11 protein-coding genes are annotated in these 16,042 nt (G+C 36.2%); 6 read left to right on the top strand and 5 right to left on the bottom strand.

Annotated features, from left to right (window positions below):
- Positions 1–13: 13 nt before the first annotated feature.
- The 6 genes from RBH94_RS12595 to RBH94_RS12570 all read left to right on the top strand — a co-directional run bounded on the left by RBH94_RS12595 (position 14) and on the right by RBH94_RS12570 (position 7,494).
- Positions 14–3,463: a 4Fe-4S binding protein gene (locus RBH94_RS12595; RefSeq protein WP_307881219.1), complete on the top strand. Its 3,450-nt coding sequence runs from the start codon at positions 14–16 to the stop codon at positions 3,461–3,463.
- Positions 3,464–3,621: 158 nt separating this feature from the next.
- Positions 3,622–4,650 carry a c-type cytochrome gene (locus RBH94_RS12590; protein ID WP_307881218.1) on the top strand — a complete coding sequence of 343 codons (1,029 nt, stop codon included), beginning with the start codon at positions 3,622–3,624 and terminating at the stop codon, positions 4,648–4,650.
- A 2-nt stretch (positions 4,651–4,652) separates the two neighbouring features.
- Complete coding sequence (locus RBH94_RS12585) at positions 4,653–5,327, top strand: twin-arginine translocation signal domain-containing protein (protein WP_307881217.1); 675 nt, start codon at positions 4,653–4,655, stop codon at positions 5,325–5,327.
- Positions 5,328–5,345: 18 nt separating this feature from the next.
- Positions 5,346–5,759, top strand: a complete 414-nt coding sequence (locus tag RBH94_RS12580) for a DsrE family protein (RefSeq protein ID WP_307881216.1) — start codon at positions 5,346–5,348, stop codon at positions 5,757–5,759.
- 118 nt (positions 5,760–5,877) lie between these two features.
- On the top strand, positions 5,878–6,369 hold the full coding sequence (locus tag RBH94_RS12575; protein ID WP_307881215.1) for a DUF4395 family protein: 492 nt from the start codon (positions 5,878–5,880) through the stop codon (positions 6,367–6,369).
- Between the two features lie 159 nt (positions 6,370–6,528).
- Complete coding sequence (locus tag RBH94_RS12570; RefSeq protein ID WP_307881214.1) at positions 6,529–7,494, top strand: hypothetical protein; 966 nt, start codon at positions 6,529–6,531, stop codon at positions 7,492–7,494.
- 21 nt (positions 7,495–7,515) lie between these two features.
- Here RBH94_RS12570 and RBH94_RS12565 read toward each other — a convergent pair whose 3' ends face one another.
- The 5 genes from RBH94_RS12565 to RBH94_RS12545 all read right to left on the bottom strand — a co-directional run bounded on the left by RBH94_RS12565 (position 7,516) and on the right by RBH94_RS12545 (position 16,038).
- On the bottom strand, positions 7,516–10,929 hold the full coding sequence (locus RBH94_RS12565) for a tetratricopeptide repeat protein (protein WP_307881213.1): 3,414 nt from the start codon (positions 10,927–10,929) through the stop codon (positions 7,516–7,518).
- Between the two features lie 155 nt (positions 10,930–11,084).
- Entirely contained in the window at positions 11,085–11,270 is a 186-nt protein-coding gene (locus RBH94_RS12560; protein ID WP_188221788.1) for a DUF2892 domain-containing protein, read from the bottom strand.
- An 18-nt stretch (positions 11,271–11,288) separates the two neighbouring features.
- Entirely contained in the window at positions 11,289–11,594 is a 306-nt protein-coding gene (locus RBH94_RS12555; protein ID WP_188221787.1) for a hypothetical protein, read from the bottom strand.
- A gap of 36 nt (positions 11,595–11,630) precedes the next feature.
- Positions 11,631–14,825, bottom strand: a complete 3,195-nt coding sequence (locus tag RBH94_RS12550; protein ID WP_307881212.1) for an efflux RND transporter permease subunit — start codon at positions 14,823–14,825, stop codon at positions 11,631–11,633.
- A gap of 136 nt (positions 14,826–14,961) precedes the next feature.
- Positions 14,962–16,038, bottom strand: coding sequence for an efflux RND transporter periplasmic adaptor subunit (locus tag RBH94_RS12545; RefSeq protein WP_307881211.1), 1,077 nt, complete (start codon positions 16,036–16,038; stop codon positions 14,962–14,964).
- Positions 16,039–16,042: the final 4 nt, after the last annotated feature.

The raw sequence follows: 16,042 nt of genomic DNA, 5'->3' as shown, positions 1-16,042 counted from the left end.
TTTTAACAACACCATGACCACTTCAAAATTTAATATTGTAAATGCCAATCAAGCTGTGGCAAGGATCGCGTTTAAAACCAACTACGTAATGCCCATTTATCCAATTACTCCTGCATCAGAAATGAGCGAATTGGTTGAACAGTGGGCAGCCGAAGGCCAAACAAATTATCACGACATTACTCCAAGTGTATATCAAATGCAAAGTGAGGCCGGAGTTGCCGGAGCCATGCATGGTGCCTTAATAACCGGAGCTATATCATCAACCTTTACTGCCTCACAAGGTTTACTATTAATGCTTCCAAATCTTTATAAAATTGCCGGAGAACTTACCTCAAATGTTATTCATGTTGCTACCCGAAGTATCGCCACCCATGCGTTATCAGTCTTTGGCGATCATAGCGATGTTATGGCCGTTAGACAATCTGGATATGCTATGTTGGCTAGTGCTTCTGTTCAGGAAGCTCAGGACTTTGCTCTTATTGCTCAGGTAGCTAGTCTGAAAAGCAGAATTCCTTTTATTCACTTTTTTGATGGTTTCAGAACGTCTCATGAAATTTCAAAAATTGAAACGATTACTGATGAAGCCATTCAATTATTGATGCCTTCCCAGGAAATTGAAAACCACAGCAATCGTGCTTTAAACCCTAACCAACCGACCATTAAAGGCACTTCACAGAGAGCAGATGTCTTTTTTCAAAGTCGAGAAGCCACAAACTCAATTTATAATAATTGCCCGGATATTGTTCAATCTACTATGGATTCTTTTCAAAAATTAACCGGGAGACATTACAAACTTTTCGATTATATAGGACACCCTGAGGCTGAATCTATAATCATATCCATGGCCTCTTCAACTGAAACCATTGAAGAAACTATTCAGCATTTAAACCTGAAAGGCGAAAAACTTGGCTTGATTAAAGTGAAATTGTACAGACCATTTAGCAGCAAACATCTCCTTGAAGCCTTACCCAAAACTTGCAAATCCGTAGCCGTATTAGACCGAACCAAAGAACCTGGCACCAACGGCGAACCTTTATATTTAGATGTATTACAAACATTAACAGAAGCCTATCAAACTAACCAAATAACACATTTACCTAAAATATATGGCGGACGTTACGGCTTATCTTCAAAAGAATTTACTCCCAGAATGGTTCTGGCTATTTTCGAAAACCTTAAAACAGACAACCCTAAAAATCATTTCACTGTGGGTATCGAAGATGATATAACTCGCTTAAGCTTAGATGTAAATAACAATTTAGACATCAATCAATCCTATCAAGCGGTATTCTACGAAACAAAACACAAATTACTTACTGAACAATTTAAACACACCTTAGAGCTCATCGGCTCTAAAAAACAGACTTTCATACAAGGGTATATCGAGTGTGATTATAAAAAATCGAATTCCAGAAGCGTATCACATTTACGAATAGACAACAAACCTATAAAAGCTCCATACTTAATTAACAAGGCTGATTTTACCCTTACAGACCATGTAAACTTCATCGAAAACGATTCAGTTTTAGAAAGCATGAAACCTGGAGGCATATTACTAGTTCACACAAATTTGACAACTCATAGCTTTTGGAATACATTATCAGAAAGAGTACAAGCACTAATAATAAAAAAATCAATTACTCTAAAAATCGTAAATACTTTAGCTCTTAAAAACATAAATACCCTAAGTAAACTTAAAATTTCAGCCTTACAAGCTTGCTTTTTAACCCAAACTAATCAGTGCTTGGATGAAAAGGTCAAACAACAGATAAATCAATATATCCATGTAGTAGATACTTCAAAGGTGACATCTGATACCGAAAGCACCAATCCCTTCCCAAATACATTATTAGGTAAATTACTAAATAACCGGGGGCATTCAATTCCCGTTAGTGCTATTCCTGTAGATGGTACCTACCCTACTAATACCTCACAACACAACCAAACTGAAGCTACATCTTTTATTCCTGATTGGGACACTACTTTATGCACACAGTGTGGTATTTGCAGCATGGCTTGCCCTCAAGGGGCATTACGCATTAAAGTTTTTGATGATGATTACTTAAATAAAGCTCCTGAGAGTTTTAAAACCCTAAAAGCAACCGATCCGGAATGGGAAATTGACCTTTTAAATTACTCCATTCAAATCAATCCAAATCAATGTAATGGATGTAATAACTGTGTGGATGCCTGTGATACCAAAGCTTTAAAGCTTGTAGATAAAAAGGGAAGAAACAATAACGAGCACTGGGATTTTTTCAAATCTATACCCGAAATTGAACGAAATCAAATCGATGTAACAAAGGTATCCCAACAGCAATTACAAGAACCTTTATTTAAATACCCCATGGGAGTTAAAGGATGTGGCGAAACGCCTTACCTAAAACTATTATCTCAACTTTATGGAAACCGATTATTAATTGCGAATGCCACTGGAGCCAGCTCTATCTTTGGAGGCGCTTTACCAACTACTCCATGGAGCACCAATAACAAAGGGCAAGGTCCTGCCTGGGCTAACTCTTTATTTGAAGATAATGCTGAATTTGGTTTAGGTTATCGGTTAACTATAGATCAACAAGAACGACAAGCGAGACAACTTTTAAAGCAATTGTCTCCAGAATTACCATTAACATTGGTTTATGATGTTCTAAACAACAAACAATCCTCTGAAAGTGAGATTCATTTTCAACAAACTAAAATTAATCAACTAAAAACACTAATAAAACCATTTAAAACAAACAAACACGAGCTTCTCTATAATCTTGCAGATGCATTAGTCAAAAAAAGTATTTGGATTGTTGGAGGCGATGGTTGGGCTTACGACATTGGTTTTGGAGGTATCGACCATGTGCTGGCTTCGGGTAAAAATGTTAATATTTTAGTTCTCGACAATGAGGTTTATGACAACACAGGAGGTCAAGCTTCTAAAGCAACACCTTTCGGTGCTCAGGCGAAATTCACCCATAACGGTAATAAAAAGCAGAAAAAGGATTTAGGACTTATGGCTATGAATTACAACAATGTTTATGTCGCTTCAGTTGCCATGGGAGCAAATCCATCACAAACTTTAAAAGCGTTTAACGACGCCGAAAGTTTTAATGGTCCTTCAATAATTATAGCCTACTGCCACAGTGAATCTCACGGTATTGATATGACCCAACCTAGTCAATATCATAAAGCCGCCGTAAATTCCGGACAATGGATATTGTATCGTCATGATCCAAGACGCATCAGAAAAGGCCAATCAGCTTTACAATTAGATTCTGATGCACCAAGTATTGAGGTATCAGAGTATTTAAAATTAGAACAACGGTTTTCAAAACTTTTTCAAAATCATAATGATTCAGTTAAAAATACGATCGACACCTATCAATATCAAATAAATAATAAATTTAAAACATACCTAAACCTAACCAACCACAACAATTTGATTAACAACAAACTAACTCATATTAACAACTAATATTATTTTTTCGTAATTTTAAGTAAGATTTTACCCTAACCCCTAATTTACAAATCACAAAAAGCAATTACTTTCAATTTTTTGTGTGCTTTTTTCCTTACTTATTTAATTGCCCAGGCTACCTGTAACCTCACCTATTATCAATTAAAAACCTAACAATGCGTAACCAACCAAATAACATATTAGGAAAGATGGGGCTATTAATTATCATCTGTTTTAGCGCCATTGTAATGCTATCTGTTGTACTTATACTGGTGGTTTTCGATATCATCACCCTGAATCCCACCAAAAGAATGCCGAATATTTATTATATGAATTATGATGTTGCTACGCTTGATGATTCAGAAAACAATAAAATTATCAAATATGGCTACGAGCTCTTTAACGAAACACCAAAATACATTGGCCCGGATAATGGAAGGCCAGAAATGAATTATCAGGGTAATCGCTTGGCTTGTAAAAATTGTCACCTCAATTCAGGCACCAAACCTTATTCAGCACCTTTAATAGGTATCATTCAACGGTTCCCCCAGTTTAGAGGACGGGAAAATAAAATTGGTACTATTGAAGAACGCATCAACGGTTGCATGGAGCGCAGTATGAATGGTAATATGTTACCTGCTGATAGTAAAGAAATGAAAGCGATTGTAAAATATCTTGAATATCTCAGTCGATATGCTCCAAAAGATGGCAACATTGAAGGTCAGGGCTTTGTTAAACTGAATATACCAGAACGGCCGGTAAATTTATCACACGGAAAGATTGTTTTTGAAAACAACTGTACCGTATGCCACACCAGTAGCGGTTTAGGTGTGAAAGACAATAACGGCTATACTTACGAATATCCACCACTTTGGGGTGACGATTCCTTTAATCATGGTGCCGGTATGGCCAGAGTTATTACCTCTGCTCAATTTATAAAAGCCAATATGCCTTTCGGAACCACTTATGATGCGCCTGTTCTGACCGATGAGGAAGCATACGATGTAGCAGGCTATATTAATCAGCAGCAACGCCCATTAAAACCAAATCCCGAAAAAGATTTCCCTGATTTAAAAAAGAAACCTGTTTCTACGCCTTACCCTCCTTATGCAGATGATTTTTCAACAGAACAGCACCAGATAGGTCCGTTTCAACCTATTATGGAATACTACAAAAAAACATACAACATTACCAAAACCAAATAATTATGAAAACAACAAACAACACCAGAAGACAATTTTTAGGAGCACTAGCATTAGGAGCAACCGCAAGTACCATTTCGGTATTAACGAACCCTATGTATGCGAATACAACCGTATTTGACGATTCAAAAATGGATGAAACCTATGATTGGTTTGACCAAATTAAAGGAACACATCGTGTAGTTTATGATGGATCTACACCGCATTACGGACTTCCTATTCTATGGAATTGGGCATTTTATTTAACCAATAATGAAACCGGCTCACCTGACACCGATATTACAGCCATGAGCGTTTTACGCCATAGTGGTCTTTGTTTAGCACTAAACGATGACATCTGGAAAAAATATAAACTAGGTGAAGTATTTAATGTTAAAGATCACACAAAAGAATTTGCTCTTAGAAATCCATTTTACGAGCCACAAGATGGCGATTACCCAATAAACGGACCCGGTGGATTAAAAAGTTTAGATGAGCGCGGTGCCATGTTTTGCGCCTGCGATTTAGCAACTAAAGTTTATAGTAACAAAGTTGCCGAGAAAATGGGCTTAGACCCAACAAAAGTATATCAGGAATGGGTGAATGGTATGCTTCCGAATGTTAAACTGGTTCCTTCTGGTGTATGGGCTTTGGAGAGAGCTCAAGCACATAAGTGTGCCTATATTTTTGCAGGTGAATAAAATTAAAACCGAATTAAAATGAAAACAGTAATTAACTGTATATGGGCATGCTTATTTTCTATAATTGTCATGGCTCAGGAACAACCAGTAAAAATAGTATTTGATGTAACTAGCGCCAATACCAAAGTACATCAATCTACTGTTAGACATGTAAAAGCAATGTCTGAAGCCTATCCGAATTCACAATTTGAGGTCGTTATGTATAGCGGTGCAATGGATATGGTTTTAAAAGACAAATCGGTAGTTGCTGAGGATATTAGTAAGCTGGTTCAAAAAGACAACATAGATTTTGTGATTTGTCAGGGCACTATGAAACGTCATAAAACAAAAGACAGCGACCTCATTAAGGGGGTAAAACAGGTACCCGACGGTATTCTGGAAATTGTATCGAAGCAAAACCAGGGATGGGGTTATATAAAAGAAGGACAATAATCTTCTAGGTACTCCATAATTTAAAAAACCGCTTTGAATGAGCGGTTTTTTAAAATTCCAATGAGAAAATTTTCTCAAGAGTACATAAATCCATTTAAACGTTACTAAAATAATTTTTATGACTACAAATTCAAACAATCTTTCAAAAACAAGGATAAACCGTCTAAAAGCTCAAGGATATTTAAATCAATCCGACCAAGAAATTTGTGAATTAGCCTTTGGTAATAGATTTGCCTTTATTACTTGCAGTATTTTAGTTGGTTTAGGAGTTGCTACAGCTAATATTCTTATTTTGTCTACCATGACTTTAATAGCATTTTTAGGAATTGTTCTCCCCTACCATCCCTTTGATTATATTTATAATTATTGGATTAGAAATCTACTTAACAAACCTAGATTACCTCAACGTTCCCAACAATTAAAATTCGCTTGCATTATTGCTACGATTTGGCTTTCGACTACTGTATTTTTGTTTTACTCACAGCTATACATTGCAGGTTATATTGCTGGAACATTATTATTTCTAGTAGCCTTAATAGTTAGCACAACGGATTTTTGTATTCCTTCTTCAATATATAACTACATTTTTAAAATTAAAATCAATAAATAAAACTAGCTCTTTACTCATCAAACAAATAATACAACCTTATACCATTACTAAATGAAAAAATCGTACATTTAAAATGTAGTTCTTCCTAGCAAGAATATCAATATTTCCCTGATTTATAATAGCGTAACTGTTTTTTCTAACCAATAACAACACACTATTATGATTTTTAATGTCAATTTCTCAAATCATTTCATTTTAATTTTCCTTGCTGCTATTTTTATTACATCCTGCAAAAATGACAAGGATAAGAATACAATCCCGACTAAGGATACTGACTTAGAATCTTTGGATAACAACATTGTAGAAGTCACTACAAACCTAATGGATTTTGTTATGCCTGATACTTTACGTTCTGGATGGAACACCTTTAGGTACGTTAATAAATCTAGTGAAACACATTTTTTTATTCTTGAAAAGCTACCTGACGGAGTTACCCTGGAAACTTATAAAAATGAATTAGTACCTCCCTTTAAAGCTGCTTTTACATATTTAAATAAAGGAGACTTTGAAGCAGCCATGAAAGAACTTGAAAAAACACCTAAATGGTGGTATGACGTCACCATTGCTGGCGGCGTTGGTTTAATATCACCAAAAAGTCAAGCAGAAACAACAATACACCTAAAACCAGGAACCTATGCTATGGAATGCTATGTTAGAATGCCAGATGGTATGCCACATGCCTTTTATGGTATGCTTAAAGAAATAACAGTTACTGAAGAAGAAAGTAAAGCTTCAATGCCGGAAGCTGATTATAATATCACTGTATCAGCCGAAACAGGAATAACTTTTAAAGATTCCCTGAAAGCCGGAAATTATCAATTTGGTGTTCATTTTAAAGATCAAAAAAAGTACGAGAGCTTTCTTGGCCATGATGTAAATCTGGTTAAAATTGATAATGATACACTAATAACCACTCTTAGTAAATGGGTTAACAGTGCAGATATAACATCTTTAAGATCTCCTGCACCGTCCGGATTAACTTTTCTAGGTGGTGTTGAAGATTTAGAGGCTGGAGAAACAGGATTTTTTAAAGTGTTTTTAGACCAAGGAAACTATGTGTTAATTTCCGAAATACCTAAAGCTATGGAGCGCGGTATGATTAAACAATTCAAAGTATACAATTAGTATAAACAAAAAGTATAAAATCTATTTCATTGGAATTGTATTAACCTGATCCCAATCATCGGGAGCACCTGAAATGGTATATTCCGCCGACTTGGTTAAGAAATATTTTGCAACTAAGTCGGAGGGATTTAAAGACAGAATAGCATCAAAAGCTACAGAGGCTTTTGGAAATTCTTTAGCAAAAAAGTGAGTCATTCCTTTCTCAAACTGATTCAAGGTCTGTTGTTTTAGTGTTATATTTTCACTATCATCTCCATCAAAACATTCATATATACCCATGGTTTTATATTTCCCTTTTACTCTTACCTTACCTAAATACCTAAAATTAAAATCTTCTTTATTATCTATAGTTGCCAGACTACTATCACTAATAATAATTTTTGCTCCATAATATTTAGTTACACCTTCCATTCTAGAAGCCGTATTCACTGTATCTGCAATAATAGCTGTATCATTTCGGTAAACATCACCTATAATTCCCATAACCAACTCTCCGGTATGTAACCCCATCCCTACTGAAATGGGTCTAAATCCTTCAGAAACTCTTCGATTATTGTATTCTATGATTACCTTTTGCATATCGATGGTTGCTTGTAAAGCATGAGATGCTTTTTCGGGAAAAAGCGCCATGATACCATCTCCCAAATACTGATTTACAAAACCTTTATTCTTTTTTATTAAAGGTCCCATGCGCCCTACATAAGCATTTACAAATTTAAAGTTTTGTTCGGGTGTCATGCTCTCTGATAAACTAGTATAGTCTCGAATATCGGTAAATAAAACAGTAACGTGCTTTTCTATATGATCGCCCAAAACGACATCGGTAATTGCTTCTCGACCAACAGATTTTAAAAACTCGGCTGGTACAAATCGGCTGGTCGCTTTATGAATGCCGTTTAAATTAACATGGGTTTTTATTCGGCTAAGCAATTCATTTTTAGAAAATGGTTTCGTTAAATAATCGTTAGCCCCGACATTAAAACCAGCAACCAAATCACTTACCCTGTTTTTTGCCGTAAGCAAAACAATAGGTAATTCGCTAGCTGAATAATCTTTTCTAATCATTTCACAAACCTCATACCCGGAAAGATTTGGCATCATGATATCTAGAAGAATCAAATTAAAATTTTCAGTTTTCATTAAATTTAAAGTTTCTTGACCACTACCTGCTTCTACAACCGAGTACCCTGCAACCGTTAAATGATTTTCCAAAACCCGACGATTTATAGGTTCATCATCTACCACTAAAATCTTAATATCTTTATTTTCTGAATTAACAACTTCTATTTTATCATCTTCAGAATCTACTTTAATTTTCTGAACCTCATCCTTTGTCGCTATTATTTTAATTCTTGCTATATCCTTTCTATTTGTTTCACTTAAAGGTAAAGTAAACATAAACGTTGACCCTTCCCTAACTTTAGATTCCACATGAATAGTTCCACCATGCAACTCTACCAACTGCTTTGTCACCGACAAGCCTAAGCCCGTGCCTCCATAGGCACGCTCTACCGATCCATCAACCTGCTCGAATGACTTAAAAATGCTTTCAAACTTATCTACTGGAATACCAATACCGGTATCGGAAACAGAAATCCTTATTTTGTTTTCTTCGAGTTGAGCCTTTACCTGAACAGTGCCTTTTTCGGTAAATTTGATGGCATTCCCTATTAAATTGTAAAGTATTTGCTGAAGTCGGTTTTCGTCTGCTTCAACTAAATGAATGTCCTTTGGAACAGAATTAATAAGCTGAAGGGATTTTCCTTTTATTAAACTTTCGGACACCTTCAAAACCAAATCTGTAATAGCATATAAATCAACAGGATGAATGGACAATTGAAGATCATTGTTCTTTAACTTTGAAAAATCTAAAATATCGTTTACCAGATTCGATAGACGTTTACCACTATTAACAATCATATCGAGATTCTCGATAGCTTTTAACGACAACGGACCGGCAGCACCATCTTTTAAAGATTCTGATAAACCGATAATCCCATTCAAAGGCGTACGCAGTTCGTGTGAGGTATTGGCTAAAAACTGATCTTTTAAATGATCTATTTTTTCAAGCTGTGCTACACGTTGTTTTTCAAACTCTGTTTTTTGCTGTTCCTCTTCTATTTGTCTACGCCGTTCAATAAGCTCCAATCTTACGCGTTGTTTATATTTATAGCGTCTTATCAGTAAAAAAGTTAACAAGGCTCCCACTAGAATTATGGCTATAAATATATTTCGGAAAACCGTTTGACGCTTCAGCTTTAAATTTTGAATCTCTGCATCCTGCTCTAAAGCCAGAATAGCAGCTTCCTTTTTTTCGGTATTAAATCGTTCCTGAAGTTCTTCGATTTGTTTAGACTTCGTTTCGTTAAACAAACTATCTTTTACTGCTATTAGTTTTTCTTTAAAGTTTAATGCCTTTTGGTAGTCTTCAGTTTCACCATATAACTCTGACAAACCTGAATAAACATTCACTAATTCGGTTGTAGCTCCAACTTCTTCAGCCAGATCCAAGGCTTTTAAAAAGTATTCTTCTGCCTGTTTGTTTTGTTTAAGTTTTATATAGTCCTGCCCTATTTGCACATAAATTGCGGATAGTTCTCTTTTTTGATTTAATCCCTGCCTAATTTCCAGTGTTTTTAAATGTACATCTAAAGCCTTTCGATAATCTCCTTGAAGCTTATACACCTCTCCTATAGCTTCATAATCATAAGCCATTCCCCAAAGACTTCCTATGTCTTCATCTAATAGTAACGCTTTGTTAAGGTAGGCTAAAGCTTTTGAATAATTCTTTTGAAGTTGGTACGTCGTACCTATGTTATACAAACAATTAGCAATATCAGCCTTTGCTTGTAAACGTGTAAAAATAGATAACGCCTGATTATAATTCTCTAAAGCTTCTTCAATACGATTTGAACGCTTTAAAATCTCCCCAAGGCTATTTAAAATATTTGCAGCACTGTATTCATCACCAGCGTTTTGGTATATCTCATAAATTTTATGATAGATTTCGAGACTTTTATCGTACTGACCTCGATAGTCGTGAATTATGGCCTGTTGATATTGTGTGTTTGCTATTTGAATACTATCATTATTTTTTTTAGCAAACTCTAAATAAACATTAAAATGATTTAAAGCGATATCATAATTACCCTTCTGACGTTCTAAAACACCATATTGATACCTGGCCAGATATTGCCCCCATTCAATACCTGATTGGCTACTTAACCTTGCAAAACTGTCAATATATTTTTTTGCCAAAGGAATATTTGAACGATTATTTAAATACTCCCACGAAATGTCTTTTAATATTTTTACCCGTACAGAATCTTTAGTTACAAGTTGTAAAGCCTGTTTTAAGCTATCTAGTTTTGTCGATTGACCAAAAGAAACAGCAAAATAAAGAAATAATACAATTCTAAAAAACTTGCATATCATTGAAATTTAAGGTTTGGCTGATCACCCTATAAAGTTAACAGTTAATCACTTACAATAAAAATATTATCAATAAGAAATAACCTTAACACATTAATAACTTAAACAACATCAATTTTGAGTGTCAACCAAACCCTGTAAATTTCAATTTAAAAACCTTAATCTTTAACCCCTAATTTTTCTAAAATGGTATCCATTAAACACCATTTAGTTAAAGAAGATTGTAATAAATTAGCGCCTACAAAAGCAGTAAACCATAACCAGTTTTGGTTTACATAAATGGCTAATATTAAACTTACCAGAATAAAAGTTCCGGCAATACCGCGTACTATTCTATTTTTCATTTCTATTAATTTTTAATTTTATATAAATCGTTCTATAGGGAGTACAATCGCCTTTACTGGATTGTTGGTTTCCAAATGTGTATTAAACTCTTTAATCAGTTTAAATAAATCATCAATGCGATCTTCCTCTGTAAAAGAGAAAAACATATTAGACTCGTTTCCTCTAGATTCTCCAGCAAACCAGTTTGAAGCTACTATTAAAGGATTTGATGTTTTATAGCCATCAATATCTGACTCACTAAAATTTTCTATTTGTGCTTTTCTGAACAGTTTTATAATCTCGTTATGATACTCTTCAACCGCTGTTACTATTACTAATTTCATGATCCTTAATTTTTAAATTAACTATCCTTTAATAGACTATTTATGATTTTTACGTTCAATCATGTAATACACCAACGGCACTACTAATAGAGTTAATACGGTAGATACGATGGTACCTCCCATGAGTGAAATCGCTAATCCTTGGAAAATAGGATCGAATAGAATAACGAAGGCCCCGATAACCACCGTTCCAGCAGTTAGTAAAATAGGTGTTGTTCTTACCGCTCCTGCCTCGATTGCTGCTTGTTTTAATGGTACACCTTCTTCTAATCGTAGATTTATAAAATCAATTAATAATACCGAATTCCTAACCATGATACCTGCTAAAGCAATCATTCCAATAAATGAGGTTGCAGTAAAAAAGGCTCCCATCATCCAGTGTCCTAAAATAATACCGATTAACGATAATGGAATAGCCACCATCATAACTACTGGTGCTTTAAAGTTCTGGAACCAGCCAACAATTAAAATATAAATCAAGATGATAGCACCCAGGAAGGCTATTCCTAAATCACGGAACACCTCTAAGGTAATCTGCCATTCACCATCCCATTTTACAGTATAATCGTCTTCATAATCTGGTTGTCCCAAATACATTTCGTTCATCTCGTAGCCTTGAGGTAAATCAATCGCTTTAAGTTTTTCTTCCATACCTAAAATCGCATACGCCGGACTTTCCAGTTCACCAGCCATATCGGCCATCACGTAAACAACACGTTTCTGATTTTTTCTATAGATACTTTTAGCGCTTGTCGTTTCAACAATATCAACTAAATCTGCGATTGGCACTAAATTCCCTTGTTGTGATTTCACTTTTAATTGCGAAATATCCTGAATGGTCGATTTTTCCTTTTCATCTAAACTCAACACCACACCAACCTGATTCACTGCATCTTCGTCGTATAAGGTTGTTATAGGACGATTCGCCAGAGCCATATTCATCGTGTACGCAATCTGTTTTGGAGCCACACCGTAAAGCATTGCTTTTTCTTTATCGATTGTAAACTGATACTCGGTTTGATCGGCTTCTACCATCCAGTCGATATCTACAACATCTTCGGTGTTATGTAATATACTTTGAATGCTATCGGCAATCTGCATTTGCTTATCGTAATCTGGGCCATAAACCTCAGCAACAATCGTTGATAATACCGGAGGTCCTGGCGGAACTTCTACAATCTTCACATTGGCATTGTATTTTGAAGCAATCTTTTGAATATCTGGCCTTAATAACTTGGCAATATCATGACTTTGTGCCGAACGCGCTTCTTTATCTAAAAGATTCACCTGAATATCAGCCATATTACTACCGCCACGTAAATCGTAATGACGTACCAATCCGTTAAAGGTAATTGGTGCCGATGTTCCGATATAATTCTGATAGTTCACTACCTCTGGACGTGTCGACAGATATTGTGAAATCTCCTGAGCCACCAACGCTGTGCGTTCTAAAGTGGTGCCTTCCGGCATATCAATTACCACCTGAAATTCATTCTTATTATCGAATGGCAACATTTTTACCGCAACCGATTTGGTAAAGAACATCGTCATCGTACCTAGCAATAAGGCAAACGTTCCTCCTAAAAAGATCCAGCGTTTTGTTTTGTTTTCCATTAACGGACGCTCGAACTTATTGTAGAACTTATAAATTACCGTTTCCTCTAACGGTTTTTTCGGTTTCTCTTCAACGCCTTTCTTATCTTTTTCTCTTAAGAAAATATACCCCAAATACGGTGTAATGGTTAAGGCTACGAATAACGATAAAATCATCGCGATAGATGCCCCGATTGGCATTGGCGCCATATATGGCCCCATTAACCCCGATACAAACGCCATTGGTAATACTGAAGCAATTACGGTGAACGTGGCTAAAATAGTTGGATTCCCTACTTCGTTAATGGCGTATAAAGCGGCTTGTTTAAATGGCAGACGCTTCATCTTAAAGTGCCTGTGCATATTCTCGGCGATAATAATGGAATCGTCGACCACAATACCTGTAACAAATACTAACGCAAATAAGGTAATACGGTTAAGCGTATAATCTAACATATAATAACTTAACAGCGTTAAAGCGAAGGTAATGGGTACCGATAAAAATACCACTAAACCACCGCGCCAACCCATGGCTAACATTACCACAAACGTTACGGCAATAATCGATCCGATAAGGTGTAATAATAATTCCGACACTTTATGCGATGCGGTTTCACCATAGTTTCTGGTAATTTCAACATGCACATCGTCCGGAATTAAATTTTGCCTTAAATGCTCTACTTTATCAATAATCACATCAGCGATTTTCATCGCATCGGCCCCTTTACGTTTCGCTACCGAAATAGTCACTGCCGGATACTCCGAATGAAATTCTGATGCCTTTTCACTACCCTGACCAAAACCTAAACTCACGTAATTTTGTGGCACTTCTGGCCCGTCGATAATCGATGCTACTTGTTTTAAGTAAATCGGCTGATTTTGTTGCACGCCAACCACTAAATTCTCCACATCGGTAACGCTTTCTAAAAACTTTCCAGTGTTGACAACAAACTCGGTATCATTCTTATCGAACGTTCCCGAATTTAACTGCGTGTTATTGGCTTTAATCATTTCAGAAACCGATAAGAAATCCAGACCACTAGCGGCTAACTTATCTTTATCTAAAACCACACCAAGCTGGCGACTTCTTCCACCTATTTTATGAGTTATGGCAACATCATTCACCTTTTTAATTTCGGCTTCCAACTCCTGGGCCATTAACCCTAACTGATAATCGTCGTAATTCTCACTCCATAGTGTTAAACCTAACATCGGCACATCATCAATAGCACGGGTTTTTACCAACGGAAAGGTAACCCCTTCTGGCATTTGATCCATGTGCTTATTAATTTCATTGTACAGTTTTACAAACGAGCGCTCGATATCTTCACCCACATAAAACTGAACAATCACCATGGCTTGTTCTTTCATCGACGTAGAATACACATATTCTACCCCTTTTATATTCGAAATTAATTGCTCTAACGGCTTTACCACACGCGACTCTACCTCTGTCGGGCTGGCTCCCGGATACCCCACAAAAATATCGGCCATAGGCACATCAATTTGCGGTTCTTCCTCACGCGGAATTAAAAACGAACTATACACTCCAATAACCATAAAAACGATCATTAAAAGCACAGTAAGCTTAGAGCCTATAAAAAGCTTGGCTATTTTTCCTGCTAAACCTTCTTTCATTGTTTTAATTTTTTGGGCGTTTTAACGGGCTGTTCGCTGTATCTTTTTACGTGTTCTCGACACAAATTTGCTCTTGCAAATTCACTCGAACTGACGTAAAAAGGATGCCGCTGCCATCCCTAACGCAGATTTATAGTTATTGAATTGAAATTTTTACTCCGTTATATAATTTACCTTCAGCCGAAACGATATACGATTCATCTGCCGATAAACCCGATAATACTTCCACCTGGTCGCCATACGTTCTTCCTAAACGCAACCAACGTAAAATTGCCGTATTACTTTGGCTCACGGTATACACTCCAGACAACTGACCATTAGTAATCACCGCTTCTGTTGGTATTAAAACCATTGCGGTTTTAGCTTTGCGTTCCACCGGAAATTGTACGGTTGTAAACATACCTGATAAGATATTTGCATCGGTTTTCTCTAAAACCACTTTCACTAAAAATTGTCCGCCAGTCTGACTCGCCGATGTACTTACTTCAGTCACTTTACCTTTCAAACTCTGGTTGATGGATTTCACTAAAACCGTCGCTTCTGTTCCTTTTTTAATCGCTGAAATCTCAGTTTCCGGAACCATAGCAATCACTTCGTAACTTCCTGGAGCTTCAACGGTAATAAGTGGCTGACCTGGATTGGCCATATCCCCTTTTTCTGCCATTTTACTCGTTACAACACCACTAAACGGTGCTGTAATATTAGTATAAGCAAATTGCGCATTCACTTCATTTTCCATTTGCTTAGCAGCCTCTAAACGGGCTTTAGCCATTTGGTAACGCGCGGTCATATCGTCGAATTCTTTTTGTGAAGCACTGTTATTATCGTATAAACTTTTAAAACGATTATAATCTTTTTCGGCGTTATTAAAAGCTGCGGTTGCTTCGGTAATACCGGCATTAACCTGCGCTTTTTTAGCTTGTAAATCGGTATTATTAATGGCAACTAATAGCTGTCCTTTTTTAACGTTGTCGCCAACATTTACCAATACATTATTAATGTACCCCATCGTTCTGGTGCTTAAGGTAGCGCTGTTCTCCGCTTTAATTTTTCCACTTACGGCCAAAAATGGTGAGTTTCCATTCTCTGAAACCTGATTTACGGTAACCGCAATTGCAGGTCTGTTATCTGCAACGGTCTTCTTGTCCTCACTTCCACAACTAGCGAATAAAACAGCTAGTGATAGTATTGTTAATGTGTATATTTTTTTCATGTCT

The organism is Aestuariibaculum sp. YM273 (genome assembly GCF_030908365.1).
GTDB classification, from domain to species: Bacteria; Bacteroidota; Bacteroidia; order Flavobacteriales; family Flavobacteriaceae; genus Aestuariibaculum; species Aestuariibaculum marinum.
This window is presented reverse-complemented; position numbering and strand designations above follow the sequence as displayed.

Coding starts and splice junctions, on each gene's coding strand:
- RBH94_RS12550 (WP_307881212.1), bottom strand. CDS start 14,825: ATGAAAGAAGGTTTAGCAGGAAAAATAGCCAAGCTTTTTATAGGCTCT.
- RBH94_RS12565 (WP_307881213.1), bottom strand. CDS start 10,929: ATGATATGCAAGTTTTTTAGAATTGTATTATTTCTTTATTTTGCTGTT.
- RBH94_RS12570 (WP_307881214.1), top strand. CDS start 6,529: ATGATTTTTAATGTCAATTTCTCAAATCATTTCATTTTAATTTTCCTT.
- RBH94_RS12560 (WP_188221788.1), bottom strand. CDS start 11,270: ATGAAAAATAGAATAGTACGCGGTATTGCCGGAACTTTTATTCTGGTA.
- RBH94_RS12590 (WP_307881218.1), top strand. CDS start 3,622: ATGCGTAACCAACCAAATAACATATTAGGAAAGATGGGGCTATTAATT.
- RBH94_RS12545 (WP_307881211.1), bottom strand. CDS start 16,038: ATGAAAAAAATATACACATTAACAATACTATCACTAGCTGTTTTATTC.
- RBH94_RS12575 (WP_307881215.1), top strand. CDS start 5,878: ATGACTACAAATTCAAACAATCTTTCAAAAACAAGGATAAACCGTCTA.
- RBH94_RS12585 (WP_307881217.1), top strand. CDS start 4,653: ATGAAAACAACAAACAACACCAGAAGACAATTTTTAGGAGCACTAGCA.
- RBH94_RS12580 (WP_307881216.1), top strand. CDS start 5,346: ATGAAAACAGTAATTAACTGTATATGGGCATGCTTATTTTCTATAATT.
- RBH94_RS12595 (WP_307881219.1), top strand. CDS start 14: ATGACCACTTCAAAATTTAATATTGTAAATGCCAATCAAGCTGTGGCA.
- RBH94_RS12555 (WP_188221787.1), bottom strand. CDS start 11,594: ATGAAATTAGTAATAGTAACAGCGGTTGAAGAGTATCATAACGAGATT.